Raw genomic sequence first — 26,134 nt, 5'->3', positions numbered from 1 at the left:
GGCTCATCCGTGCAGGCACCGGGGGCGGCAGGGTGGTCCGCATGACGTCCCCCGCCCTCTCGGCCGCCCGGCTCGCGGCCCGCACCCCGGCAGGCCGGGACCGTTACGTGGACCTGCTCCGGGTGGTCTCGCTCGGTGTGGTGATCGCCGGGCACTGGCTCATGGCCGTACCGGAGGAGCACGGTGACCGGATCACCAACGTCCTCGCCGTCGTGCCCGTGCTCCGGCCGCTGACCTGGATCTTCCAGGTCATGCCGCTGTTCTTCCTGGTCGGCGGCTTCGCGCACGCGACCGCCCTGGCATCGCTCGACCGGCGCGGCGGTGGCTACGCCGATTTCGCCCGGTCCCGGGTGCTCCGCCTGCTGCGACCGGCCACAGTGTTCCTCGGCCTGTGGCTCGCGGTGGCCATCGGGGCCGCACTGGCCGGCCAGGACCACGGGATCGTGCGGGTGGCACTGCGGACCGTCGTGCAGCCACTATGGTTCCTCGGCGTCTACCTGGCACTGATCGCCCTCGCACCCGTGATGCTGCGGCTGCACCGCAGATTCGGCGGATGGGTCCCGGTCGTCATGCTCGGCGCGGCCGCCGTCGTGGACGGCCTGCGATTCCACGGGTACGGCGGCCCGGCCGTCCTCAACCTCCTGCTGGTGTGGGGCGCCGTCCACCAGCTCGGCTACCTGTACGCGGACGGCACCCTCCAGCGGTACGGCGCCCGGCTGGCCGCAGGGGGCATGATCGGGCTGCTGCTCCTGACCACCGTGGGGCCGTACCCGGTGTCCATGGTGGGGGTACCCGGCGAGCCGATCTCCAACATGTCGCCGCCGACGCTCGCTCTGGCCGCCCACGCTCTCTGGCTCACCGGACTCGCGATGCTGCTGCGCGGCCCCGTCACCCGACGGCTCGCCCGGGCCCAGGTCTGGCGAGCCGTCGTCGCGGCGAACGGCCTGGCGATGACCGCGTTCCTGTGGCACCTGAGCGCCGCGTTCGTCCTGCTCGCGATGTTCCGTTCCGGCATTGGCGGGACCGCCGGCTCGACATCGTGGTGGCTGACCCGGCCCGTCTGGCTGGCGGCGGCCGCGGCCATCACCGCGGTGCTCGTGGCGCTGTTCCGGCGCTTCGACGCGCCACGCCCGGCCTCGGTGGTGCCGGGTGCGCGGACGGCGCCCGCGGTGGCCGGTACGGTCGCGTGCACGATCGGGGTGCTGGGTGTCTCAGCGGTGGGATTCGGGGGCCTGATCGAGGGACGTACCGCGCTGATGGGCGGCGTTCCGGTGACGGCGCCGGTCGCGTTGGGGCTGATGGTGCTGGGTGCGGCACTCCTGCTCCGGCCGCGAGTAGCGTCAGTGGGGTGAGCGCACAGGTGGAGCTGCTGGAGGGCACGCCGGTCGCGCTCGGCGGGCTCCGGGGCATGGAGGTCGTCCGCACCCTGCCGAGCAAACAACGGCGGACGGTGGGCGCGTGGTGCTTCCTCGACGCGTACGGGCCGCACGACGTGAACCGGTCGGCGGGCATGCAAGTGGGGCCGCACCCGCACACCGGCCTGCAGACGGTGAGCTGGCTGGTCCAGGGCGAGATCCTGCACCGCGACAGCCTGGGCAGCAGGCAGGAGATCCGGCCCGGGCAGCTCAACCTGATGACGGCCGGGCGGGGGATCTCCCACTCCGAGGAGACGCCGGCTGTGCACAGTGCGGTGCTTCAGGGCGTACAGCTGTGGGTGGCGCTGCCGGGCAGCGACCGAGACGTGGCGCCGGCCTTCGCCCACCACGCAGACCTGCCGGTGCTGATCGACGGTGGCCTGACGGCGACGGTCCTCATGGGCGAGGTGGCCGGGGCGGCGTCGCCGGCTCGCTGCTATACGCCGCTGGTCGGGGCGGAGGTCACCATGGCCGCGGGTTCGGTCGCGCTGCTGCCCCTCGAGCCCTCGTTCGAGTACGCGATCCTGATGCTGGACGGGGCGGCGTCGGTTGGCGGGGTGCCGGCCTCACCCGGGCCGCTGGTGTATCTGGGGGACGGGCGGTCGTCGCTGTCGTTGACGGCGGGGCCGGAGAGCCGGTTCATGCTGCTGGGCGGCGAGCCGTTCGGCGAGAAGCTTGTGATGTGGTGGAACTTCGTCGGCCGGGATCATGACGAGATCGTGGCTGCCCGGGAGGAGTGGGCGGGAACGGCGGCGGGCGGGCGGTTCGGGGAGGTCCGGGGATACGACGGGCCGTCGATCCCGGCGCCGCCGATGCCGATCACCCGGCTGGTGCCCCGGGGGCGGGTCCGCTGAGCGATGACCGCTCTCTGCCGCCCCTAGCCGCCTTTGCCGCGGTGGCGCGTCACGTGATCAATCGTGCCCGGCCCGCGCTTTTCGGGCTCGGCGCTCGGTGTCGCACAAAGTCGGCTTGACGCTGGTCGCGGGGCGGCGGATCGTCGGGGATGCATCGTTGTCACGCGGGCCCGAGGAGCGTCATGAGCCTGCTCGACGTGGGGAAACTCGTCATCGTCATCCTGACGCCGACCCTTGTGGGTACGGCGGTCGTCTACGCGCCCCGGTTGTGGGCACGGATCGCCCGGGCGTGGCCCGACCGCGCGGACCGGGAGCCGCAGCCGCTGGGTCCGCCGATCGAACAGCTCGCCGCCGACCTGCGGCGCCTGCTCCGCCTGCATGACGAGCTGATGCGGTCGGCGCACGCGGCGATGCTGGCTCACCGGGTGTGGGCGGTGGAGGCGGCGATCGGGGTACGGGCCGTCGAGGCCGCTCAGGCGCTCGACGTACCGCATCGGAAGCCGGGGACGCCTGGCGATCTGACGCGGGCGGAGTTGGTCGCGCTGCTGCACGGGCTCGCTGAGGCTGGTCTCGTGCTGCCGGCTGCGATCCGCCATTTCACCAAGGACGGGCGGCTCTGACCGGCGCAGGGCCGACCGGAGATTGGCGCGTACGGCACCGAGGTCGAGGCGCGGCATGTCCGCTCCTTTCGATCGGTGTCGTGTATCCGTCACTTCGCCGGACGGGTCGCCGCAGGGGCTCCGAGAACCGTCCGGAGACGTCCGGCAACCGGCCGGCACAGCGCCGGACCGGCCCGTTCCTCCACGGTGCCACCGGCACGGCGAAGATCCGCGAGCCGCGGACGTGTGTCCCTTGACACGGTCACGGTTGGTAGTCGTACCCGTGAAGCCGGATTTCGCGGGTGGCGACTCGTTCTTCTCCACTTGCTGAGAAAGCCTTTAAGAATGGCTTAATTCCCGCCGTTTTCTACTCGCGAGAAACATTAAATGCGTTCATGAATTGCCGAGTCCTCCACCCGCCTCCATCACTCTGTGTCAAACCGGATAGACCATCCGTATGTTGGCGCGTGGGAAGTGAACCGCTCAGCGCTCGAGCCCGTACTGTCCGTTGAGGGTTGGGTACCGGCGGGCCGCGGCGCCGGCCGGCCGGTGGGCGCGAGGGGCGTCCATGGGTCGGGTGACGCGCCTCCGCGGGCGGTAGCGCGGCGCGCAAATCCGTGGTTAACCTTCCAACTCGACCGCGCGGAAGGTGGTGACGGGGCGCGCGGCAGGGGCGAACGTGGCGGCGAGGGGCAGGGGGACGCATGCGGCATCGAGCCGGCTCGGCGTACCCCGCACCACGGCCGGGGGCCGGAGTGACCCGATGAGCTACGAGGACGACGAGTACTGGGACTCCGAGTACGACGACGAGCGGCCGGCCCCGTACGCGGACACCACGGCCACGGCGCGTGACCCGTACGCGGAGGCGGCCGTTCTCTCGCGCTGGGGCCCCGACACCCGACGGCCGCCGGAACCCCGTAAACCGCCCCGGGCGCAATACATCGAAGAAGATGACTTCGACGATTCGCCGCGCAATTCCCGTACACCCGAAAGGTCCGCACCGCGCCCAGCGGAACCGGCCGTCGACGAGCTGGCCGAGCGCAGACAGCGGCGGCAGGCCGACCAACGGTCACCGAAGCGCGACGAACAGATCAAGCAGGCGTTCGACGGCGCACGGCCGAGCTGGCTCGACGACCCGGGCTTCGAGGCGGCCGACCTCGAGCTGGCGCCGGTCTCCCCCGGCGTCGAGGGCTGGCAGACGCGCAGCCTGGACTTCGACGAGCTGGAATACGACGACCGCGACTTCGACGCCTCCGACTGGGAGGCGCAGCGCCGGTACGTGTCGGCCCAGCGAGCCCGCCGGATCGAAACGTCCTCGTTCTGGGACGGCGACCACGAGGAAGAGGAACAAGCCCGCCCCCGCCGCGGCCGCCGCAAGCCCGCCGAACCCACGATCAGCGGGCGCGCCCGGGTCACGCCTCCCGAGGCCGACGAGGACCGTTACCAGCCGTCACACGACGGGCGTGGGCAGCGGCCGGACGACGGGTACGGCCTGCCCGGCGACGGTCAGGCGCCGGGCCGCGACACCGACCGGCGCGGCGAGGCGGCACGGTTCGGCGACGCGGAGTGGCCCGACAACGTCGAGCGGCGTGGCGCCAGGCGGCCTGCGGACGAGCGATGGGACGCCCTCCCCGCGGCGGACGAGCGCCGGGACGGGCGCCCCGCAGCGGCGGACGAGCGCCGGGACGGGCGCCCCGCAGCCGACGAGCGGGACGGACGCCGTGATGGCGAGCGGCGCCGGTTCGGCTGGTCCCGTCCCCAGAACCCGGCGGCACTCCAGCAGGGTGTGGACGAACCCGCCGCCTTCCGCGACGGAAACGACGTTGCGCCCCTCGGACGAAACGGCGACGACTCCCTCCGCCGGGCTGAGGACGTCACCGCGCTGGGACGTGCATCGGTCCGGCCCGTCGACCCGGCGGCGTTCCTGCGCGACGAGGACGAGCCGGCCGGCGGTTGGCGCGACACGGGATTCGGACCTGAGCGTCCGCGTACCGAAATCTGGTCCGACCTGCCTGACCAGCAGGACGCCCCCGCGGCCGCGCAGCCGGGCGACCGGAACCCGGAACAGGAGGCCGAAGGCCCCCGCGTCATCAGCCGCGCCACTCCCCCGGCCCCCCCGAAGATCATCAGCAAGGCCACCCCGCCGGCCGCTCCGAAGGTCATCAAGAAGGCCGACCCGCCGGCGCAGCCCCGCGTCATCGCGGCTCCGCCGCAGACCACACCACCCCGAGTGGTCACCCCAGCGCCGGCCGCATTCCAATCAGACCCGACGGGTACGCCGCGAACAGACACCCCCACACCGCCGGACCAGTCGACGCGCGGGCCGGGAAACCGACAGGCGCGAGTCGGCTACAGCACCTCGGACGGGCCGATCATCCCGCCTGGCCAGCGCACCGACGCCCCGGCCGCGTATCAGCCCGGCGGCCAGCGGCCCGATGCTCGGGTCAGCCCGGGCACCTACCAGCCCGACGCTCAGCGCCCTGACGTCCCGGCCAGTCCGGCTGCCTATCAGCCCGGTAGTCATCGCGCCGACGCGCCTGTCAGCCCCGCGGGGCAGGGGCATGGTCACGCTGCGATCCTCCCTGCCGGCTACGCCGCCCCGCTCGGGGTGCCGCCTACGGCTGTTCCGTCGCCCGGCGTCATCGATGGAGATTGGTATGCCCCGCCGTCGGTCATGCCTGGTCAGGGCGGTTCCGGGTATGCGGCTCCTCCTTCGGCCCCCGGCCCGATCTCACCGGCACCCGCCATGCCGCAGGATGCCCCGCCGGCCCACTTGGATGCCGCGGCCGCTCCGGTTGCATCCTTCGCCCCGGACCAGGCTGCCCCTTCCGCCCCGGACCAGGCTGCGATTCCGGCTCCGGGCCGAGCTGCCACACCGCCTCCGGGCCATGCCGCCACACCGCCACCGGGGCGGGCTGCCACTCCGGCTGCGGGTCCGGTTCCTCAGCGGATGCCGGCGCCGCCGCCCGTGGCTCCGGGTGCGCCTACGTCCGTTCGCCGGCCGGCTGCCGCTGCGCCTCCGCGGAATCCAGCGGGCGAGCGGCCACGTTTCGAGGCGCCGCGGGCACCCGCCGCATTCAATCCGCGGGTCGCCCCGCAGGCCGCTGCGCCCGCCGTCGAGGGCGCGGGCTTCGAGCCGCAAGCCGAGGACGTGGCGACGGCGGAACGGCCGATCGTGGGCGGGCCGCGTACCGCGATGATCCTGTCGACGGGCGAGCCCGCCCTGGTGCCCCGGTCCGAGCGCCCGCCGTCGCGCATCGCACCGGTCAGCGCCGTCCCCGGCCACGAGCGTCCGGTCAGCGCCATGCCCGGGTCCGCTGGGCATCAGGTGGCAGGGGCGGCCCGCCAAGCGGAGGCAGCGCGCCAAGCGGAGGCAGCACGCCACGCAGAAGCAGCGCGCCACGCAGAAGCAGCGCGCCAAGCGGAGGCAGCACGTCAAGCGGAGGCAGCACGCCAAGCAGACGCGGTGCGTCACGCGGAAGCCGCGCGCCAAGCCCAAGCGGAGGCAGCGCGCCAAGCAGAAGCCGTACGCCAAGCAGAAGCCGCACGCCAGGCAGAGGCGGCACGCCGCGCCGAAGCCGATCGCCAAGCGGAAGCGGCCCGGCAGGCGGAAGCGGCCCGCCGCGTGCAAGCCGCACGAGAGGCGGAAGCCCAGGCAGCCCACCTCGCCGAGGTGGCCCGCCAGACCCATTCCGCCCGCGAGGCGGAAGCCACCCGCCAGGCCGAAGCCGACCGCCAGGCGGAGAGGGAAAGAGACGCCACAGCGGCCCGGCGCGCCGAAGAAGCCCTCCGTCTCACCGAAGCCACCCGCCAGGCGGACGCCGACCGCCAGGCCGAAGCCGTACGCCAGGTTGAGGCCACAAGGGCCCTGCAGACCAACAACCCGGCCCACCCCGTCTCCGTCGAGCCGCCCGTGCATCGCCCGGGACCGAACCCCGCGGCGAACGCTCAGCCGATCGGGCGGCTGCTCACGTTCGGGCCGGATGCTCCTCGCAAGTACATGGATTCCGACCTCGGCCCGACCTGGTTCAGTCCGAAGACGACACCGACTGCCGGCGGCGAGTCCGCCGACACCCAGCCAGCAGACGCCCAGCTCGCAGAAGCCGGGCGCGTCGACGCCGAGTCGACGGAGGCCAAGCCCGCCGACGGCAAGCCGACCGGCGACGGTTCCGCTGTCGGCATCGACGAACCGGGCGGCGAGACCTCGGCGGAAGGCGAGCCCACACCTAGCACGCCCGCAGGAGGGGCGGCTGCCGGTGACCCGCGCGCAGCGGTGGCGAGCCGGGACAGCGGCGCCGCGACCGCCGATCCGGCGGGTGGATCTCAGGGCGTGTCGATCGACCTCGACATCACCGGCCTGATGAGCGGCCTCGCCGGAGCAACCACCGCCGGCAATGACGCGGGCCGCGCCGACGGGGAAGCCCCGGGAGAACCGCCGGCGGCCGGCGAAGCCCAGGCGAACGAAGCCCAGCCCACCGGAGCCCCGGCCGACGCAGCCCCGGCCAACGGAGCCCGGACGAGCGCAGCCCCGGCCGGCGGAGCCGAACCGGCCGGCGGGGCCCAGCCGGCCAAGGACAAGAAAGACAAGCCGCTCGTCCCCGAGGATCTGGCCGCGATCCGCTGGCGGCTCGACGGGGCCACCCTCAAAGAGGTCGTCGACGACCGGGACGCCCTGCGCGACCTGGGCGAGCGCCTCGACAAGCCCCTCTCCGACGAGCAGGACAACGTCATCCGTGCCGGGTTGCTGAGCGTACGGGCGGAGGTCTACCGGCTGCTGGGCGAGTTGGGAATGGCCGCTGCCGCCAGCCGGCTCGCGCTCGCTCATGCCGAGTCCGCCGGGGATGTGCAGGCGACCGTCATCGCCCGGGCCGAGCTGGCCCACGTGTTGCGGCTGCGGGGTGATCACCAGGAGGCCGACCGGCTGTTCGAGCAGGCTGCCAGCGCCGATGCTCCTGATGCTCTGCGCAGCGTCGTGCATGAGAATGCCGGGCGGAGCGCGTTTGATCAGGGGCGGCATATGGAGGCGCTCGATCATTTTGCTCGGGCTGTGCGGTTGGGGGCGCCCGACGATCAGGAGTTGGTGCAGCGGATCGACGTTGCGTTGGAAGCCGTCTACATTCACGTGCTGCGGGACGGGTGGGGGCCCTATCCACGGTTGCGCCGCGAGATTCTCGGGGTGGTCACGGGCGGGGATCCGGAGTGAAGCTCCTGATGTCCGCCCGCGCGACGCGGCCCCGGCCGGAGGTCTTGGCGTCGTAGAGTGCCGCGTCCGAGGCCGCCACCAGTTCCTCGGCCGTTCCGGCGTCACCGGGCATTGTGGCCACGCCGATGCTCAGGCTGGGCGGGCCGCCGGGCAGGTTCGTGGTTGCCGCGACCGCCCGGGCCAGCGCCTCCGCGACCTCGGTCGCCGCCGTACGGCCCATGCGGAGCAGCATGACGAACTCGTCGCCGCCGAGGCGGGCCGCGATGCCGGTGTCGCCTGTGACCGTACGCATGGCCGACGCCACCGCCTGCAGAGCGCGGTCGCCTTCGAGGTGCCCGTACGTGTCGTTGACGGTCTTGAAATGGTCCAGGTCGACCGTGACCAGGGCGAGGCTGCGGCCGGTGGAGTGGGCCTCGGCGGCCTCGCGGGCGAGGGCGTCGGTGAAGCACCGCCGGTTCGCCAGGCCGGTGAGGGCGTCGGCGTTGGCCTGCTCCTCGAGGACCGTGCGCAGGGTGTCGGCGCGGGCCCGCAGGCTCCCCACCACGACCGCCGTCATTGTGGAGGCCAGGACCATCGCGACCCCGTCCGTGAGCGCCCGGCCGGGTCCGAGAATCGTGAGGACGGCCGCCGCGTTGCCGCCGAAGATCAGGGCGAGGTTGAGGTGGATGAGGCGGCGGCCGAGAAAGTTGGCGGCGTAGATGACGGGCCACAGGTAGAAGAGCTGCGCGCCGGTGCTGGCGTCCTCGGTGGCCAGGTTGAGCACGGTGATCAGCAGCGTGGCCAGGACCGGCGCGGCGGGCCAGAAGGCACGGGGCAGGGCGCCGGGGCGGCGCCAGCAGGCCGCGCCGATTCCCGCCACGAGGATCGTGGCCAGGACCACGCCGGCTATGCCGGCCCGCGAGATGCCCGGGGTCAGGACGCCGGTGATCAGCAGGTACGGGGCTCCGGCCAGCGCGAGGTACGCGACGGCCCGGGCGGCCCCGTGCTGGTCGCGCAGCTCGTAGCCGGAGCGGCCGGCCCTGATCAACACGCCCCCTGATCGGCCGCCCCGCGCCCGAGGTGAGGATTCCAAAAAATCAGGGGTGTGGGTTCAGCGGCTGCCGAGCGTCGCGCCGAGGCTGGCCACGCTCACCAGGAGCAGGGCCGTGACCTCGCGGAGGCCCAGCCGCTGGTGCAGCACCACCAGGCCGGCGATCGCGGCGGCCGCCGGTTCCAGGCTCATGAGGATGCCGAAGACCCGGGTCGGCATGCGGCGCAGGGCATTGATCTCCAGCCCGTACGAGATGACGGATGAGAGCAGGGCGACGGCGGCGGCGCCGATGAGCAGCTGGGGCCGGGTCAACACCTCGGCGGCGCCCGGCGCGCCGAACGGCAGGACGATCAGCGCCGCTACGGCGAGCGCGGCGGCCAGTCCGCCCGTACCCGGGACCAGGGTGCCCAAGTGGGCACTGGCCAGGATGTATGCCGCCCAGCAGAGGCCGGCTGCAAAGGCCAGGAGCAGCCCGGCGGGCGGCGCGGTGACACCGCCGCCGATCCCGAGCAGCGCGACTCCCCCACCGGCCAGCAGCGCCCAGAGCAGGTGGGCCACGCGCCGGGTCTGCGCGAGCGTGAGCAGCAGCGGGCCGAGGAACTCGACGGTGACGCCGACGCCGAGCGGCACCGTGCGCAGGGCCAGGTAGAACAGCAGGTTCATGCCGGCCATGGCAAGACCCAGCAGGGCGGCGGCGCGCCACGCGCCGGCGCTCCACGTCCGGACCTTCGGCCGGAACGCCACCCCGAGCACGAGGGCGGCGACGGCCAGCCGGAGCAGGGTCACGCCCGCCGCGCCGAGATCATCGAAGAGGGTACGGGCGACCGCGCTGCCCACCTGCACGGACGCGATGGCGGTCAGGACGAGCAGCGGTGCCGGCACGGCCCGGCGCTGCCGCCGCTCGACGGCGGTCATTCGGTGCGCAGCGCGACGACCGGGTCGAGCCGCCCGGCGCGCTGGGCGGGTACGACGCCGAAAAGGATGCCGACGGCCGCCGAGACGCCGAACGCCAGCGCGAGTGACCACCAGGTGATCGCGGCGGGCACCGGGGACAGCCGGTCGACGAGCAGGGCCGCGCTGATGCCGAGCGCCATGCCGAGGATGCCTCCGATCGTGGTGAGCAGCACGGCTTCGAGCAGGAACTGCAGGCCGATGTCCCGGGGGCGGGCGCCGACCGCCTTGCGCAGGCCGATCTCCCGGGTCCGTTCGCGGACCGAGACCAGCATGATGTTGGAGACGCCGACGCCGCCGACGAGCAGGCTGATCCCCGCGATGGCGGCCAGGACGCCGGTGAGCACGCCGAGGATGTCGCCGAGCACGCCGAGGATCTGCTCCTGGGTGACGGCGCTGAAGTCGGTGTCGGGATGCCGCTCGCTCAGCGTCGCGACGACGTCGGCGCCGAGGTCGTCGATCCGCTCGCGGTCGGGGGCGCGGATGGCCAGCCCGTCGATGCGGTCGGTGCCGAGCAGCCGCTGGGCGGCGGTGACGGGTACGTGCACCTCGCCGTCGCGGTCCACGCCGAGGCTCTGCCCGAGGCGCTCGAACGTGCCGATGACGCGGAACCGGACACCGCCGATCGTGATCTGCCGACCCACCGGGTCGCGGTCGCCGAACAGCTGGGTGGCGACGCCGGCGCCGAGCACGGCCACGCGGCGGGCGGTGTTGACGTCCGCCCGGGTCAGATAGGTGCCGCGGTCGAGGTGGCGGACGAAGACGGTCGGGGTGGTCTCGAGGACGCCCTGCATGCTCGCGAAGGTCGAGCGGCTGCCCGCCCGTACCGTCTCCCCGGAGGCGATGGTGACCGCCACCCGCGACCGGTCGCCGACGACTCGGCCGACCGGGTCGAGGTCGTCGAGCGACAGTGTGGACACCGAGGGCGCGGAGCCGGCCTCGAGCCGGCCGGGCACGACGATGAGCAGGTTGGAGCCGAGCCCCTCGACCTGCTGCTCGATCTGCTGCTTGGTCCCGGTGCCGATGGCCACGAGCGCGACCACGGCGGCGACCCCGATGACCACGCCGAGCATGGTGAGCACGCTGCGCAGCCGGTTGGCGCGCAACGCGTCGAGGGCGACGCGCCACGCCTCGGCGAGCCTCACGACAGGCCGCCGACGATGAGGCCGTCGCGCATGACGATCTGCCGGTTGGCGCGGGCCGCGACCTCCCGGTCGTGGGTGACCAGGACCACCGCGACGCCGTCGGTGTTGAGCGACTCCAGCAGCGTGAGGACCGACTCGCCGGTCGTGGAGTCGAGGTTGCCGGTCGGCTCGTCGGCCAGCAGCACCGAGGGGCCGGTGACCAGTGCCCGCGCGATCGCGACCCGCTGCTGCTCGCCGCCGGACATCTGGTTGGGGCGGTGGTCGACCCGGTGCGCCAAGCCGACGCGGGCCAGCATCTCGGCGGCGCGGGCCCGGCGTTCGCGGCGGCCGACGCCGCGGTAGACCAGCGGCAGCGCGACGTTGTCCCGGGCGGTCGTCCGCGGCAGCAGGTGGAAGGACTGGAACACGAAGCCGATGACCTCGTTGCGCAGGCGGGCCATTTCGGGAGGCGTCAGCGAGGTGACGTCGCGGCCGCCGATGACGAGCGTGCCGCCGGTGGGACGGTCGAGGCCGCCGAGGAGGTGCATCAGCGTCGACTTGCCGGACCCGGAGGTGCCCACGATGGCGAGGTAGTCGCCGTCCGCCACGGTCAGTGACACCCCGCGCAGGGCCGGCACGGACACGCCGTCCAGTTCGTACGTGCGGGTGACGCCGGTGGCGACGATGGCCGGGCCGCTCACGGCAGGTCTTGCCCGGCGCTGACCTGGTCGGTACCCGCCACCACGATCCGCTGGCCGGCGTCGAGGCCGGAGACGACCTGGACCACGTCCTCACCCTGGACGCCGAGGGTGACCGGGATCCGCTCCGCCTTGCCGCCGCGGACGGCCCAGACGACGTCACGGCCGTCGCTGGACACCACGGCGCCCGCGGGTACGGTGACCGCGTCCGTGGCCTGCCGCACCCGGAGCCGGACGATGGCGCTCATCCCGGGCCGCGGGGTGGGCGCGGCGGTGCCGTCGGCGTACGTGCCCTTGCCGAGCGACAGCCGCACCCGGTACGAGACGCCGCCGCGTGCCGATCTCGTGGGGAGCAGGTCGACGGCGCGGATCTTGGCCTCGTAGGTGGCGCCGGTCGCGGCGTCGAGCTCGACCGTCCCCGTACCCCCGGGCTTGACCAGCAGCACGTCGGTCTCGTCGACCTCGGCCGCGACGCCCAGCCCGGCGGTGTCGACGACGGTCAGGATGGGGGTGCCAGTGCCGACCGCGGCGCCTTCCGGGACGGCCGCGTCCACGCCGGGCAGCGGTGCCCGGGGAGCGGCGGGCGCTGCGGCGGCGGCCGGATCGGCGTTGGCGATCAGGTCGGTCAGCGACGGGCTGCCCGCGGCGGTGACGCCTCCGAGCTGGACCACCCCGGAGACGGGTGCCCGCAGGGTCAGGGCGTCGACCGCGGCCTCGGCCAAGTCGTACGCCTGCCGCGCCTGCACCCGTTGCGCCGCGGTGAGGGCGTCGACGGCATCGGCCACGCTCGCCACACCGCTCTCGAGCGAGCGTACGGCGGCACCGGCGGCCGCCGAGACGGCCGCGTACTGTTCCCGCGCCGCGGCGAGCTGGGCGAGCAGGGCCTTGCGCAGGGCCTCGTCGGTGATCCTCGAGGCCGCCTCCCGCGCCTCGGCGAACGCCTTGTCCGCGTTCGAGTCGGTGCGCCGGCGGGCCGCGGTGAAGCCGGCCGCGCCACCCCCGGCCGGTACGCCGCCCGCGGAGGCCGCGTCGAGCGCCTCAGTGGCGGCGTCGAGGCGTTTCTCGGCGGCCGGGGAGTCGACGACGGCGACCACCTGGCCCCGGCGTACCCGGTCGCCGGCCTCGACGCGCAGCTCCGCGAGGGTGCCCTCGGCCGGCGCGGTCACCGTGCCGGCCGCCCGGACGGTCACCGCGCCGGACGCCTCCACGACCTCGTCGACGGTGCCGCGGCCGGCCGCGCCGACGGTGACCCCGGACGGCTCGTCACCGCAGGAGGCCGCGGTCAGCGGGGGCAGCAGGACGCACGCGAGCACCAGCACGGCGGCGCGACGGGGGGTTCGGGGCACGGACGCCACTCTATGTCGCACTCCGTACGCCGCGATCGGACCGAACGGTGGGGCCGCCGCGACCCGGGTGGCCCAGGCGCCGCAGGCCGAACGGCCGGGATGAACGATTTCGGACCAGCCGGACGAATACCGGAGTCGTGTCAGGTATCCGCTCGGTGGGTGGCGGGAGGCCGACGGCGCAACTCACCATGGCGTGGAAGTGTAGAAGAGCGGTCGGCAGCCGGCGGACCGCACACGATGACAATCGGCCGTCCCTGAACCGCGCGTCCCCCGCGCCCGTAATCCTCAGCACGGTGCCCTATTGCGTACGCGAAGGAACGTGTGACATGTCGCTCCATGGATTACCCACCGCCGCGATGCTGCGCGCCGACGAGCTGACCGTCGTGCACCACGACGACACCGTGAGCCGGTTCACCGACGTCACCTACACGCTGAGCCGGGCGGGCCTGCGGGTGCTGACCGCCGCCGGGGACGAGAAGGCGTTCCCGGGCCACGACGTGCTGACCACCCACGCCCGCCTGACGCACCACCCGATGGCCGCGTAGCGGCCGGAGAAGACACGGACGGCCCGCCGGCAGCATGCCGGCGGGCCGTCGTCGTGCGGGCGTGGATCAGGTGCCGGGACGGCGCCCGAACACCTTGACCTTGCTGCCGATCTTGCCGATGCCGTAGTACGCCTTGGCGTCCGACGGCAGCAGGTTGACGCAGCCGTGCGAGCCGCGCCACGCGTCGTGCAGGTAGGTGGTCGTCTGGTGGAAGCCCCTGCCACCGACGAAGCGCTGCCAGTACGGCAGCCACACGTGGTACGGGTCCGACCATTCCTTCTTGGTGCGCTTGTTGATCGTGAAGGTGCCGGCCGGCGTCCGGTAGCCCTTCATGCCGGTGCGGGTGACCGTCGGCTTGCGGTACACGTTGCCGTTCTTCATCACCCACGTCGTCTGGTGGGTGAGGTCCACACAGAACGTGGTCCCCGTGCGGCTCGCCCGGCACGACGACGTCTTGGTCTCGGCGAGGCGCTTGGCCACGCCGTACGTCGTCGGCCCCGCAAGCCCGGCGACCGGCTGGATGCCGTACCGGCTCTGGAACTTCTTGATCGCCTTGCAGTCGGCGGCGGACTGGCGGCCGTCGACCGTGACCGCGCCGAAACCACCGAGCTTCTTGAGGTAGCCCTCGACCTGCTTCTGATACCGGCCCGTCGAGCACGTGGCCGCGGCGGCCCTCGTGACGACGGCGGTGACCGGTGCCGCGGCGGCGACCCGCGGGGCGGCCGAGGCCGCACCCGGGATCAGCGCGACAGCGCCGAGTCCCCCGCCGACCGCCGTCGCCACCACGGCGGCGGCGAGGCGCGCGGAAACCCGCTGCACTCCCAAAACGTCCTCCCCAGGAAACGTGAGAGGCATATGGAAACACACCGGGGGCGCGCGAAGGATCGGCCGGGCGATGGTGGCACGGAACCGGTAGGTCAGGACCGGCGACGCGGCGTCACAGGGGCGTGGCGAAGTCTTGCACCCAGTACGGCGTCCGGTCCGGGGAGAAGGCCAGGCCCAGCCCGACCTCGTGCAGGCGGCAGTCCATGATGTTCTCCCGGTGCTCCGGGCTGTGCATCCAGCCGTCCACGACCTCGTAGACGCTGTCCTGGCCGCGCGCGATGTTCTCGCCGTAGCGCGACCACTCGTAGCCCGTGGCGCGCACCCGCTCGCCGGCCCGGTCGCCGTGGAAGTCCTCGTGGGCGAAGTAGCCGTGCCCGGCCATGTCCGCGGCGTGCCGGTTGGCGGCGACGATCAGCCGCCGGTCGGCGGTGAGGTCGTCGCAGCCGCCGCGCCGCCGGTGCTCGTTGACCAGCCGCAGCGCCTGCTGCTGGACGTCGCCGCCCGGGTCGGAGGAGAGCGCTTGGGCGGGCGTGACGTCGCGGTTCGCGGCGGCCGCGGTGCCCTTCTGCGGTTCGGCGGCCCGGTCCGGCGCGTCGTCGGCGGCCGGCCGGACGCTCGGCGCGGGGTCGTCCTGGGCGGGCCGGTCCGGCTTCCCGGCCGGCGAACCCCCGGGCCGGGCGGGCCGGTCGCCGGTCGTCCCAGGAGCATCCGGTACGCCGGTGACGGCCGGCGCTGCCGACACGGGTACGCCGGTGTCGACGGGACTCGCGGGTACACCGGAGTCCGCGGGCAGCTGCGGCACCGCGGTCATGTCGGGCATCTCGGGCACCACCATCGCCGGGACCGGCGGCGCGTCCGCAGTCGTCTCCGCGCCCGCGGTGGTCGCGACCATGACCCCGCCCACCAGGACCGCCGACACCGCAACCGTCACCACGACAGCAGGCTTGCGCACCCTTGCCCTCTTCTCGTGCTCCTGGCGCCGCACCCCGTGCACACCGCCCTCGAGGGGGACCAACGCGGCGATGATCGATCCGGTGACTCACGGCCGTCGCGGCACAAGATCCGCCGTTAGCCGGTAATAGCGCCTCTGAGCTGGGATTTCGACCGTACGAAAGGGACCCTCCACGTCGCACAGTCGCACCGGCGAACCGGACACTTCATCCCTTCGGGGTAACCCGCCCGGGCGTAGTTGCCGACCGGGCGACCGGTCCCCCGCCTCCCCCGGCCATGGCTACCGTTTCGCGGTGCGCAACCGCTACCTGGACCTCCTCCGGGCCGCCGCGATCGTCCGTGTCGTCGTCTACCACCTGTTTGGCTGGCCCTGGCTCGCCCTCCTGCTCCCCGCGATGGGGATCATGTTCGCCCTGGCGGGATCGCTGACCGCGGCGTCGCTGGACCGGCGGGCGGCGGGGAAGGTCATCGGCTCCCGGCTGCGCCGGCTGCTGCCACCGCTGTGGCTGCTCGCCCTCATCGTGGTGCCCGCGATGATCTTCGCGGGCTGGGCCGGGCAGGACGGTGGCGACAAGCCCTGGAGCTGGAAGCTGGCGCTGTGGATCCTGCCGCTGGGCGACCCGCCGGGCAGCTCGGAGGGCATCGACGCCTGGGAACCGCTCTGGTACATCCGGGCGTACCTGTGGTTCGTGCTGCTGTCCCCGCTGCTGTACCTCGCGTACAAGAGGATCGCCTGGGCCGCGGTGGCAGCGCCGATCGTGCTCATCGCGGTGCTGGACAAGACCGGTCTCACCCTGCCGTTCGGCCGCGCGGACGCGGCGATGTGGGACTTCGCCACGTACGGCGCGTGCTGGATCGCCGGGTTCGCCCACCACGACGGGCGCCTGCACCGGCTCCGCCCGGGCCTGGTGACCGCCGGCGCCGCGGTGCTCGGGGTCGCCGCGCTCTACTGGCTGCACGGGCACGCGGCCGAGGAGGGGTACGACCTCAACGACGTGCCGGAGGCCCAGGCGCTGTGGTCGCTCGCCTTCGTCCTGTTGGCGCTGCGCTGGCGGCCGGACATGACGTGGCTGTCGTACGCCCGCCCGCTGGATCGCGCCGTCACGCTGCTCAACGCGCGGGCGGTCACCATCTATCTGTGGCACAACATCGCGATCGCGGCGATCTGGCCGGTGCTGACCGTGCTGACGCTGGACGATCTCGGGTCGCTCGAGGGGCCGGTGTCGCTGGGCGCGACGCTGGCGCTGACGGCGGTGGCGGTGCTGGCCTTCGGCTGGGTGGAGGACCTGGCCGCCCGCCGCCGGCCCCGGCTGTGGCCGGCGTACGCGCCACCGGCTCCGGCGCGCCACTCGGAAGCCTCTTCGGCGCAGAAAGCGCCCGTTGCTGCCGAGACGCCCGTGCAGAGCTCCCCGGTGCCCGCTCAGCCGGCCGCCGGGGACCACCGGAAAGCCCTCGGTGAGGAGCCGGTCGTCTCGTGGTTCGGGAGCGGTCCCGAGCGGGACTGACCTCCCGCCGAGCGGGACCGGACGAAGTGAAACAATCTCGCTGATCCTCCGGAATTGCCCGCTAACCTGAGCGAATGGGGCAGCCGGGACAAATGGCGCCACCGTCGGGGCCGCCCGGCGGTGCGACGTCGCTCGTCTTCCGGGCCGGCCCGCTGCTCTGCGCCGTCCGCATCGAGGACGTCATCGAGACGATGCGTCCCCTGGCCGTCCACCCGCTGGCCGGCACGCCGCCGTTCGTCAGCGGCATCTGCATCATGCGCGGCGCGCCGACCCTGGTCGTCGACGTCGCCCGGCTGCTCGGCGGGGTGACCGCCCCGGTGCGCCGGTTCGTCGCGGTGCGCACCGAGCGGGGCCCGGTGGCCTTCGCGATCGGGGAGATCCAGGGCGTACGGCCGGTCGCGGCGGACGCGGCGGCGCGGCACGAGGCGCTGCTGGGCGACGCGCCGGCCCGCCTGGTCGCGGCCGTCGGCACCCTCGACGCCGAGCCCGTCCTGGTGCTGCAGAGCATGCGGCTCGTCCCCGACGAGGTGTGGTCGGCGGCCGCGGATCTGGCGGTGCCGTCGTGAGAGCGGGTCCCGACGTCATCCGGTTCCGGTCGGTGCTGGCCGTCCAGCTCGGGTGGGTCTTCGACGACAACGACGTGCCCCAGCTCACCCAGGCGCTGCGGCGCCGGGTGGACGCCGTGGGGCTGCCGCCGACCGCGTACCTGCGGCGGCTCGCCGGCGGCGGCTGGGATTCGGAGCTGACCGCCCTCGCCGAGGACCTCGCCATCAATGAGACGTACTTCTTCCGGCACGGCGAGCAGTTCCGGGCGCTGGCCGAGGTCGCGCTGCCCGAGCGGCTCGAGGACCGGCGCGCCCAGCGGGTGCTGCGCATGCTCTCCGTGGGGTGCTCGTCCGGCGAGGAGGCGTACTCGATGGGCATCGTCGCCCGGGAGGCGCAGCCGGATCCGGACTGGATCGTGGCGGTCCTCGGGCTGGACGCCAGCCCCGCGGTCCTGCGCCAGGCCGAACGCGCCGTGTATTCGGCCTGGGCGCTGCGGGAGACGCCGGACGGGATCCGGGAGCGCTGGTTCCGGCCGGTGGACGGCGACCACGTGCTCGATCCCCGCATCCGCGCCGCCGTACGGTTCCGCCGCTACAACGTGGCCACCGAGGACGAGCTGCTGTGGCGCGCGGGCCAGTACGACGTGATCTTCTGCCGGAACCTGCTCATGTACCTGACCCCGGAGCTGCGGGATTCCCTGGTCGGGCGGATGACCCGCGCCCTGGCCCCGGGCGGCTACCTGTTCCTCGGGCACACCGACTCGCTCGGCACCCGGCCCGAGGGGCTGCAGCCGCAGCACACGCACCGGACGTTCTACTACCGCCGGTCCGCGGTGCCCGCCCCTGCCGCGCCGGAGCCGCGCCTCGGGCCGGAGCCGGTGCGGACCGCACCGCCGCGTCCGCTGCCCCCCGTGCCGGCGGGGCAGCGCGGCACGTACGACAAGGCGCTGGGGCTGCTGCAGGAGGAACGCTTCGCCGAGGCGCTCGCCTGCGTCGAGGCCGGCCTCGACGCCCGGCCCTCCCCTCGCGACCTGCTGCTGCACAGCGTCCTGCTGGGCCAGGCCGGCCGCCTCGAGGAGGCCGAGATGGGCTGCCGGCGGCTGCTGGACACCGACGGGCTGTACGCCGACGCCCACCACCAGCTCGGCGTCTGCCTCGAGGGCGGTGCGTCCGTCGATGTGGCGATCGGCCATTACCGGCTGGCGACGTACCTCGATCCCGGGTTCGCGATGCCGCGGCTCCGGCTCGGCCTGCTGGCGCGGCGCCGCGGTGACCACGAGGCCGCCGGCGTCGAACTGGAACAGGCCCTCGTCCTGCTCCGGCAGGAGGCCGAGCACCGGCTGACGCTGTTCGGCGGCGGCTTCGGGCGGATCGCGCTGACCACCCTGTGCCGCGCCGAGCTCGAGTCCGGCGGGGTACGCCGATGAGCCCGAACGAGGTGTCCCAGCGGCTGGCCGAGCTGCGGGAGGAGTTCGACCGCTCGTTCGCCGAGCCGGCTCGCCGCCACGACGTCGAGTACGCCGAACTGCTCGCCGTGCACGCGGGCGGGCGCCCGTACGCGCTGCGCTTGTCCCAGGCCTCGGGGCTGCACTCGGACCGGCCCGTGACGCCGTTGCCCGGACCGCACGCCGCCCTGCTCGGCGTGGCGGGCTTCGGCGGCGCGATCGTCCCCGTCTACGACCTCGCCGCCCTGCTCGGGCACGCCGTGCCGGAGCGGCCGCGCTGGCTCGTGCTCGCCGCCGGCACTCCCCCGCTGGCGCTCGCCTTCCACGAACTGGACGGCCATGTCCGGGTGGCGGCGACGGAGATCGTCGAGGAGGCCGCCGGGCCCGACGGCCCCGCCATCCTGCGCGGCATGGTGCCCCTGGCCGGCGGTACCCGCCCGATCGTCGACCTGCCCGCCGCCCGGGCTGTCGTGCACCAGCTCACCGGCCACCACCCGTACGTCCCCGAGGAGCGATGATGGCCAAACGGACCTTCGGCACCAAACTGGCGGCCGGCTTCGGCATAACCGTGTTCGTGACCCTGCTCATCTGCGCGGCTTCGGTGGCCGCGCTCTCGGTCGTGGTGGACGCCAAGGACGAGGCCATCAAGGTCGCGGTGGCGGACCTGGTCAGCGCGGAACACCTGTCCACCAAGGCGGAGAGCCGGATCTCCGACGGCCGCGGCTACCTGATCACCGGCAGTCAGGACGACCTGAACGCCGCCGTCGCGGACCGCCAGGAGTTCCTCGCACTGGTCGCCCGTCTGCGCGGCACCCTGACGGACCCGAACGCACGAAATCTGCTGGATGCGGTGACCTCCGCGGAGGCGACGCATGCGGCTGCGCTGGATCCCGTCATTGAACGTCGCAAGACGATCGATGACCTGAAGAGCCTCGGTCAGCTCAACGCGACCGACCTGGCCCCGGCCCGTGAGGCGCTGCGGGGCGCCATCGCCGCCCTGACGGCGCGGGTCCGCGCGGTGGTCGAGACGGCCCGGCGGGAGGCGTCGGCCAAGGCCACCCGCTCCATCGTGGTCATCGTCGCGCTGGGCGCGCTGGCGCTGGTCTTCGGCACCTCGGTCGCCTGGAAGCTCAGCCGGGACCTGCGGCGCGAGGTGGGCACCGCGGTGGGGCACATCCAGAGCTCCTCGGCCCAGTTGGAGGCCGCCGCCACCCAGCAGGCCGGCGGCGGCCGGGACCAGGCCAGCGCGATGAGCGAGATCACCACCACGATCAGCGAGCTGCTCATCACGTCGCGGCAGATCGCGGAGAGCGCCCAGCGGGTGTCCAAGATCGCCGAGGAGACCTCGGAGGCGGCCCGGACCGGCGACGCGACCATCGACCAGACCCGAACCTCCATCGGGGCGATCCGCACCCAGGTCGACCAGATCGTGCAGCACATGCTGGCGCTCGGGGAGAAGTCGCAGCAGATCGGCGGCGTCGTCGACCTCGTCTCCGAGCTGGCCGAGCAGACCAACATCCTGGCGATCAACGCCACCATCGAGGCGAGCGGCGCGGGCGAGTGGGGGCGCCGGTTCGCGGTGGTCGCGGAGGAGATCCGCAAGCTCGCCGACCGGACCGCGGGTTCCGCCAAGGAGATCCGGGCCCTCATCGAGGACGTCCGCGGCGCGGTGAACACCACCGTCATGGCCACCGAGATCGGCGCCAAGTCGGTCGACGCGGGCGCCCGGCAGTTCGACGACGCCACCGACTCGTTCCGGCGCATCGCCGGGCTCGTCGCCACCACCAACGACGCCACCCGCGAGATCGAGCTGTCCACCAAGCAGCAGACCACGGCGGTGGAGCAGGTCAATGTGGCCGCGAACGACACCGCCCGGGTCACCCGCGAGAGCGAGGCGAGCGCGGTGCAGACCCGGCAGACCGCGACGCACCTGGCGACCCTCTCGAGCGACCTGCTCAAGCTCGTCGGCAACGGTCGCCGATGAGCGCGGATCCGCTGCGCTACTTCCGGATGGAGGCGCGCGAGCTCGTCGACCAGATCAGCGCCGGCGTGCTGGACCTCGACCAGCACCCCGGCACCGAACCCGTGGCCCGGCTGCTGCGCTTCGCGCACACGCTCAAGGGCGCCGCCCGGGTCGTGCGCCAGCAGGAGATCGCCGACCGGGCGCACGCCTTCGAGGAGGTGCTCGTCCCGCACCGCAGCGTCGACGGGCCGTTGCCCACCGACGAGCTGCGGGAACTGCTGCGCCTCAACGACGAGATCGAGGCGTACGTGGCGGCCCTGGAACCCTCCGCCGCCGGCGAGACGGCCGAGCCGCCCGCGGGTGACATGGCCGTCCCGGCGCCCCCGACGGAGGGGCGTCAGCGGCCCGCGGCACCCGGAGCGGCACCCGCCGGCGACCCGGCGCCGGTCGCGCGCGCCGCCACGGCGGACGTCGACGACCTGCTCGACGCCGTCGGCGAGGCGCACGCCCGGTTCGCGCCGCTACGCAGCGGCGGCGCCTCGATGGACGAGCTGCACCAGGCCGCCGAGTCGCTGGCCGAGCAACTGCGCGCCGCGTCGGGTGCGGCCCCCTCCGAGGCGGCGCGGGCCGCGGCCCAGCGGCTGGCCGCCGACCTGAGCACCTTCGGGCGCCGGCTCACCACGACGGTCGATCAGGTCGAACGCGAGCTCGACGAGATCCGCGGCCGGGCCGAGCGGCTCCGGCTGGTCGCCGCGTCCAGCATCTTCACCGCACTGCACCGGGCCGTGCGCGACGCGGCCGACGCGCAAGAGCGGCGGGTGCACTTCGAGGCCCGCGGCGGGGACCTGCGGATGGACCCACACGTGCTGGCGCTCGCCAGCGGCGCGCTGCTGCACATCGTACGGAACGCGGTCGTGCACGGCATCGAGCCGCCTGAGCAGCGGGCCCAGGCCGGCAAACCCGCGGAGGGCACGGTGGCCGTGGCGGTCGAGCGCCGCGGCCGCTACGCGGCGTTCCTGTGTACGGACGACGGCCGCGGCTTCGACCTGGCGGCCCTCCGGCGCACCGCCGAGGCCCGCGGGCTGCTCGCCCCCGGGGGTCCGGAACCCGACGAGCGCACCCTGCTCGACCTCGTGTTCCGCGGCGGGATCAGCACCTCCCCCACGGTGACCGAGGTGGCCGGGCGCGGCATCGGCCTCGACATGGCCCGCGACGCCGCCGCGCAGCTGGGCGGGGACGTCAGCGTGCGGACCACCGCAGGACGGGGAACGACGATCGAGCTGGTGCTGCCGCTGGCCCTGCTGTCGCTGCACGGGCTCGTCGTCGAAGCGGCCGGCACCGTCGCCACCGTGCCGCTGGACAGCGTGCGCACCTGCGTACGCCTGGTGCCCGAGCAGGCGACGGCGGCGGCGGTGACCGGCAAGCTCGCGCACGACGGCGAGGCCGTACCGTTCCTGCCCCTGGCCCGCGCCCTGTACGCCGGCACCACCGTGCCCGAAGGGGGCGGCCCGGGCGTCGCGGTGCTGGTCACCGCGGACGGCGACTCCGTGGCGGTGGGCGTCGACCGGCTCGCCGGCACCTCCACGCTGGTGGTACGGCCCCTGCCGGAGCTGGCACCCGCCGCCGCGGTGATCGGCGGCGTGGCCATGGATCTCGACGGCAACCCGCGCCTGGTCCTCGACGCGCACGGCCTGATCGCCGAGACGTCGCGGATCGGCGCCGGGGGCGCGGCACCGCCCCCGGCGCCCCCGCAGCGGCTGCCGATCCTGGTCGTCGACGACTCGCTCACCACGCGGATGCTCGAGCGCAGCATCCTCGAGTCGGCCGGCTTCGAGGTGGACCTGGCCGCCTCCGGCGAGGAGGGCCTCGACAAGGCCCGCTCCCGCCGGTACGGGCTGTACCTGACCGACATCGACATGCCCGGCATCGACGGCTTCACCTTCGTCGCCGAGACGCGCGCCGACCCGGACCTCGCCGGCGTGCCCGCGATCCTGGTCAGCTCCCGCGCCAGCGCCGAGGACCGGGCCCGGGGCACCGCGGTGGGTGCGAGCGCGTACGTGGTCAAGGGCGAGTTCAACCAGGAGGAACTGCTCGCCCACATCCGACGGCTGGTGGCGTCATGATCCGCGTACTCGTGGTCGAGGACTCGTCGACCATGCGGCACCACCTGCGCGAGTCGCTCGCCGGGGATCCGGAGCTGCAGGTGGTCGGCGAGGCCCTGGACGGCGGGCAGGCGGTGGAGATGGTCGGACGGCTGCGCCCGGACGTGGTGACGATGGACATGATGCTGCCCACCATGAGCGGGCTGGTCGCCACCGAGCACATCATGGCCGAGTTCCCGACGCCGATCCTGGTCGTGTCCTCGGCCGACCGGCAGGAGCTGTTCAGCACGTACAACGCGCTCGCGGCGGGCGCCGTGGACGTGCTCGAGAAGCCGCGGGGCGACGACTCGGACGCCGGGTGGGGGCGGCGGCTCTGCTCGGCCGTACGGATGGTGGCCCGGATCCGGGTGATCACCCACCCGCGCGCCCGGCTCGACGGCCGCAGGCGGGCCGAGCCCATCGCGGGGCCGCCGGTGCCCGCGCCGGCCGAGTCGGCGTTGAGCGTGGTGGCCGTCGGCGCGTCGACGGGCGGGCCGGGCGCGGTCACCGATCTGCTGCGCGCGCTGCCGGTCGACTTCCGCACGCCGGTGCTCTGCGTGCAGCACATCGCGGCCAGCGAGCCGTTCGCCGTGGCGTTCTCCGACTGGCTCGCCGGGCAGACCGGGCGCAACGTCAGCTACGCGGCCGACGGCGTGCCGCTGCGCACCATGTCCGGGCGGGTGCTGCTGGCGCCGCCGGACCGGCACATGCTGATCGCCGACGGCCTGATCCGGCTCAACCAGGCACCACCCCGCCACTCCTGCCGGCCCTCGGTGGACGTGCTGTTCGAATCAGTGGCGGCGGAGTACGGGCCGTCGGCGGCCGGCTGCCTGCTGACCGGCATGGGCCGCGACGGCGCGGACGGGTTGCTGCGGATGCGCTCGCGCGGGGCGGTCACGTTCGCGCAGGACGAGGCGAGCTGCGTCGTCTACGGCATGCCCCGCGAGGCCGCGCTGCTGGGCGCGGCCACGTACGTGCTGTCCCCGCCCAGGATCGCCGCCCGGCTCGCCGAGCTGGCCCCGCGCGTGGGGGCCGCCCGATGACGCCCGCCGTCCTGATCGTCGACGACAGTCTCACCGTACGAATGGACCTGCACGAGGCCTTCGAGGCCGACGGCTTCACCACGATGCTCTGCGCGACCGGCGCGGAGGCCCGGGAGGCGTTCCGCGCGGGCGGCTTCGACGTCGCGGTGCTCGACGTGGTGCTGCCCGACGCCGACGGCGTGGACCTGCTGCGGGAGCTGCGGACCCTGCCGGGGCGCGGAGACACCGTCACCCTGCTGCTGTCGACCGAGGCGGAGGTCGCCGACCGGCTGCTCGGGCTGCGGACCGGCGCGGACGAGTACGTGGGCAAGCCGTACGACTCCGGCTACGTGGTCGCCCGTACCCGGCAGCTGCTCGGCGAGGACAATCCGGCCGACCCGCGGACGACGGTGCTGGTCATCGATGACAGCGTGACGTTCCGCGAGCAGCTGCGCCAGCTCCTGGAGCCCGAGGGCTACGCGGTGCTGACGGCCGCCTCCGGTGAGGAGGGGCTGCGTACGGCGGCCGAGCGGCGGCCGCAGGCGGTGATCGTGGACGGCATCATGCCCGGCATCGACGGCGCGACCGTGATCCGGCGGATGCGGCTCGACCCGGCGCTGCGCGACACGCCCTGCCTGCTGATGACCGCCGCCGACGACTACGCCACCGAGGTGCAGATGCTGGAGGCGGGCGCCGACGCGTTCGTCCGCAAGCAGCAGGATCTGGCCGTGGTGCTCGCGAAGCTGGCCGCGGTGCTGCGGACCAGCGCCGAGCAGCTGCCCATCGAGGCGATCGGCAGCCTGCACGGTCCCGGCAAGGTGCTGGCCGTGAGCGGGGACCGGCGCCGGCTCGACGAGTGGGGCGACGCCCTGCGCGACGACGGCTACGACGTGGTCGCGGCCGCCGGCGGCGACGCGGCCCTCGACCTGCTCGCCGCCCAGCCGGTGGACTGCATCGTGCTCGGCCTCGACGGCGACGGCCGGCGGACCTGCGCCCGGATCAAGGAGGTGCCGCAGATCCGTGACACCCCGCTGGTCATGACCGGCGACCAGGACGACGCGCTGCTCGAGAGCCTGGCGGCGGGGGCCGACGATTACGTGCGCTCGGCGGACGGCACGGAGACTCTGCGGGCGCACGTCCGGGCGCAGATCCGCCGCAAGCAGTCGCTGGACGAGAGCCGCCGGATCCGCGAGGAGCTGATGCGCCGGGAACTCGACGCCGCCGGTGAGCGCGCCGCCCGGCAGTTGGCCGAGACGCGAGCAGCGCTGGTGGAGGAGCTGGAGTGGCGCAACCGCGAGCTCGAGGCGTTCAGCGGCTCGGTCTCGCACGACCTGCGCGGGCCGCTGCAGGTGATCAGCAGCTACGCCGAGTCGATGCTCGAGGAGGACGAGGAACCGATCGGCGACGAGACCCGGCACCGGCTGCAGCGCATCCACGCGGCGGCCGGGCGGATGGCCGACCTGGTCGAGTCGCTGCTGATCCTGGCCCGGGCCAGCCGTGGGGACCTGCGCCGGCGACGTTTCGACCTGACCGAGACCGTCTGGCAGGTGATCCGCGAGGTCGAGGCCCGCGACCCGGACCGCGAGATCGAGTTCAAGGTGGACGAGGCGATGTCGGCCGACGCCGACGAGGGCCTGGTCCGGGTGATCCTGGAGAACCTGATCAACAACGCGGCCAAGTTCACCCGCAAGGTCGAGAAGCCGGCGATCGAGATCGGCTGGAGCGGGCCCGGTGAGGAACCGCGCTACCACATCCGCGACAACGGGGCGGGCTTCCCGGCGGGCAAGGCGGGCGAACTCTTCCGGCCGTTCGCGCGGCTGCACAGTGCCGCCGACTTCCCGGGCACCGGCATCGGCCTGACCACCGTGAACCGGGCGGTGGAGCGGCACGGCGGCGAGATCCACGCGGAGGGCGAGGACGGCCGCGGCGCGACCTTCTGGTTCACCCTGCCGCCGGCCCGCCAGGCCTGACC

The 26,134-nt window shown here is 73.8% G+C and carries 20 protein-coding genes; 13 read left to right on the top strand and 7 right to left on the bottom strand.

Annotated elements, in window-relative coordinates:
• The first annotated feature begins 41 nt into the window (after positions 1 to 41).
• The 4 genes from AB0368_RS01020 to AB0368_RS01005 all read left to right on the top strand — a co-directional run bounded on the left by AB0368_RS01020 (position 42) and on the right by AB0368_RS01005 (position 8,071).
• On the top strand, positions 42 to 1,352 hold the full coding sequence (locus AB0368_RS01020; RefSeq protein WP_366151687.1) for an acyltransferase: 1,311 nt from the start codon (positions 42 to 44) through the stop codon (positions 1,350 to 1,352).
• The gene (locus AB0368_RS01015; RefSeq protein WP_366151686.1) at positions 1,349 to 2,269 is read left to right on the top strand and encodes a pirin family protein; all 921 of its coding nucleotides are present in this window, start codon (positions 1,349 to 1,351) and stop codon (positions 2,267 to 2,269) included. Before AB0368_RS01020 ends, AB0368_RS01015 begins: the two co-directional genes overlap by 4 nt.
• Positions 2,270 to 2,451: 182 nt before the next feature.
• Positions 2,452 to 2,889, top strand: coding sequence for a hypothetical protein (locus AB0368_RS01010; RefSeq protein WP_366151685.1), 438 nt, complete (start codon positions 2,452 to 2,454; stop codon positions 2,887 to 2,889).
• Between the two features lie 742 nt (positions 2,890 to 3,631).
• On the top strand, positions 3,632 to 8,071 hold the full coding sequence (locus AB0368_RS01005) for a hypothetical protein (protein WP_366151684.1): 4,440 nt from the start codon (positions 3,632 to 3,634) through the stop codon (positions 8,069 to 8,071).
• Here AB0368_RS01005 and AB0368_RS01000 read toward each other — a convergent pair.
• From AB0368_RS01000 to AB0368_RS00980, 5 genes are read right to left on the bottom strand one after another with little or no spacing between them, the layout of a single operon-like run.
• A complete protein-coding gene (locus tag AB0368_RS01000) occupies positions 8,049 to 9,101 on the bottom strand; it encodes a GGDEF domain-containing protein (protein ID WP_366151683.1) in 1,053 nt (350 codons plus the stop codon). The genes AB0368_RS01005 and AB0368_RS01000 overlap by 23 nt on opposite strands.
• A 60-nt stretch (positions 9,102 to 9,161) precedes the next feature.
• Entirely contained in the window at positions 9,162 to 10,016 is an 855-nt protein-coding gene (locus AB0368_RS00995; protein WP_366151682.1) for an EamA family transporter, read from the bottom strand.
• A complete protein-coding gene (locus tag AB0368_RS00990; RefSeq protein WP_366151681.1) occupies positions 10,013 to 11,197 on the bottom strand; it encodes an ABC transporter permease in 1,185 nt (394 codons plus the stop codon). The genes AB0368_RS00995 and AB0368_RS00990 overlap by 4 nt, the downstream gene beginning before the upstream one ends.
• Complete coding sequence (locus tag AB0368_RS00985; RefSeq protein ID WP_366151680.1) at positions 11,194 to 11,877, bottom strand: ABC transporter ATP-binding protein; 684 nt, start codon at positions 11,875 to 11,877, stop codon at positions 11,194 to 11,196. Before AB0368_RS00985 ends, AB0368_RS00990 begins: the two co-directional genes overlap by 4 nt.
• Entirely contained in the window at positions 11,874 to 13,220 is a 1,347-nt protein-coding gene (locus AB0368_RS00980) for an HlyD family efflux transporter periplasmic adaptor subunit (RefSeq protein ID WP_366151679.1), read from the bottom strand. Before AB0368_RS00980 ends, AB0368_RS00985 begins: the two co-directional genes overlap by 4 nt.
• Before the next feature lie 326 nt (positions 13,221 to 13,546).
• Between AB0368_RS00980 and AB0368_RS00975 the strand changes: the two genes are divergently transcribed.
• On the top strand, positions 13,547 to 13,765 hold the full coding sequence (locus AB0368_RS00975) for a hypothetical protein (protein WP_366151678.1): 219 nt from the start codon (positions 13,547 to 13,549) through the stop codon (positions 13,763 to 13,765).
• 66 nt (positions 13,766 to 13,831) lie between these two features.
• On the opposite strand, the gene AB0368_RS00970 is transcribed toward AB0368_RS00975, so the two are convergent.
• Positions 13,832 to 14,584, bottom strand: coding sequence for a L,D-transpeptidase family protein (locus tag AB0368_RS00970; protein ID WP_366151677.1), 753 nt, complete (start codon positions 14,582 to 14,584; stop codon positions 13,832 to 13,834).
• Positions 14,585 to 14,702: 118 nt separating this feature from the next.
• Positions 14,703 to 15,605, bottom strand: coding sequence for a CAP domain-containing protein (locus AB0368_RS00965; RefSeq protein ID WP_366151676.1), 903 nt, complete (start codon positions 15,603 to 15,605; stop codon positions 14,703 to 14,705).
• A gap of 229 nt (positions 15,606 to 15,834) precedes the next feature.
• Here AB0368_RS00965 and AB0368_RS00960 point away from each other — a divergent pair, with 229 nt between their 5' ends.
• From AB0368_RS00960 to AB0368_RS00925, 8 genes are all read left to right on the top strand, one after another.
• Positions 15,835 to 17,046, top strand: a complete 1,212-nt coding sequence (locus AB0368_RS00960) for an acyltransferase (protein ID WP_366151675.1) — start codon at positions 15,835 to 15,837, stop codon at positions 17,044 to 17,046.
• 74 nt (positions 17,047 to 17,120) lie between these two features.
• Positions 17,121 to 17,612 carry a chemotaxis protein CheW gene (locus AB0368_RS00955; RefSeq protein ID WP_366151674.1) on the top strand — a complete coding sequence of 164 codons (492 nt, stop codon included), beginning with the start codon at positions 17,121 to 17,123 and terminating at the stop codon, positions 17,610 to 17,612.
• Positions 17,609 to 19,018, top strand: coding sequence for a CheR family methyltransferase (locus AB0368_RS00950; RefSeq protein WP_366151673.1), 1,410 nt, complete (start codon positions 17,609 to 17,611; stop codon positions 19,016 to 19,018). The genes AB0368_RS00955 and AB0368_RS00950 overlap by 4 nt, the downstream gene beginning before the upstream one ends.
• A complete protein-coding gene (locus tag AB0368_RS00945; RefSeq protein WP_366151672.1) occupies positions 19,015 to 19,554 on the top strand; it encodes a chemotaxis protein CheW in 540 nt (179 codons plus the stop codon). Before AB0368_RS00950 ends, AB0368_RS00945 begins: the two co-directional genes overlap by 4 nt.
• Positions 19,554 to 21,020 carry a methyl-accepting chemotaxis protein gene (locus AB0368_RS00940; RefSeq protein ID WP_366151671.1) on the top strand — a complete coding sequence of 489 codons (1,467 nt, stop codon included), beginning with the start codon at positions 19,554 to 19,556 and terminating at the stop codon, positions 21,018 to 21,020. The genes AB0368_RS00945 and AB0368_RS00940 overlap by 1 nt, the downstream gene beginning before the upstream one ends.
• Positions 21,017 to 23,122: a response regulator gene (locus tag AB0368_RS00935; protein WP_366151670.1), complete on the top strand. Its 2,106-nt coding sequence runs from the start codon at positions 21,017 to 21,019 to the stop codon at positions 23,120 to 23,122. Before AB0368_RS00940 ends, AB0368_RS00935 begins: the two co-directional genes overlap by 4 nt.
• Complete coding sequence (gene cheB, locus AB0368_RS00930; RefSeq protein ID WP_366151669.1) at positions 23,119 to 24,183, top strand: chemotaxis-specific protein-glutamate methyltransferase CheB; 1,065 nt, start codon at positions 23,119 to 23,121, stop codon at positions 24,181 to 24,183. Before AB0368_RS00935 ends, cheB begins: the two co-directional genes overlap by 4 nt.
• Positions 24,180 to 26,132, top strand: coding sequence for a response regulator (locus AB0368_RS00925; protein ID WP_366151668.1), 1,953 nt, complete (start codon positions 24,180 to 24,182; stop codon positions 26,130 to 26,132). Before cheB ends, AB0368_RS00925 begins: the two co-directional genes overlap by 4 nt.
• The last annotated feature ends 2 nt before the right edge of the window (positions 26,133 to 26,134 follow it).

It is taken from the genome of Actinoplanes sp. NPDC051475, assembly GCF_040689425.1.
In the GTDB taxonomy this organism is placed as follows: Bacteria; Actinomycetota; Actinomycetes; order Mycobacteriales; family Micromonosporaceae; genus Actinoplanes.
The sequence above is the reverse complement of the archived record's forward strand: the minus strand, read 5'-3'. Positions and strand labels throughout refer to the sequence as shown.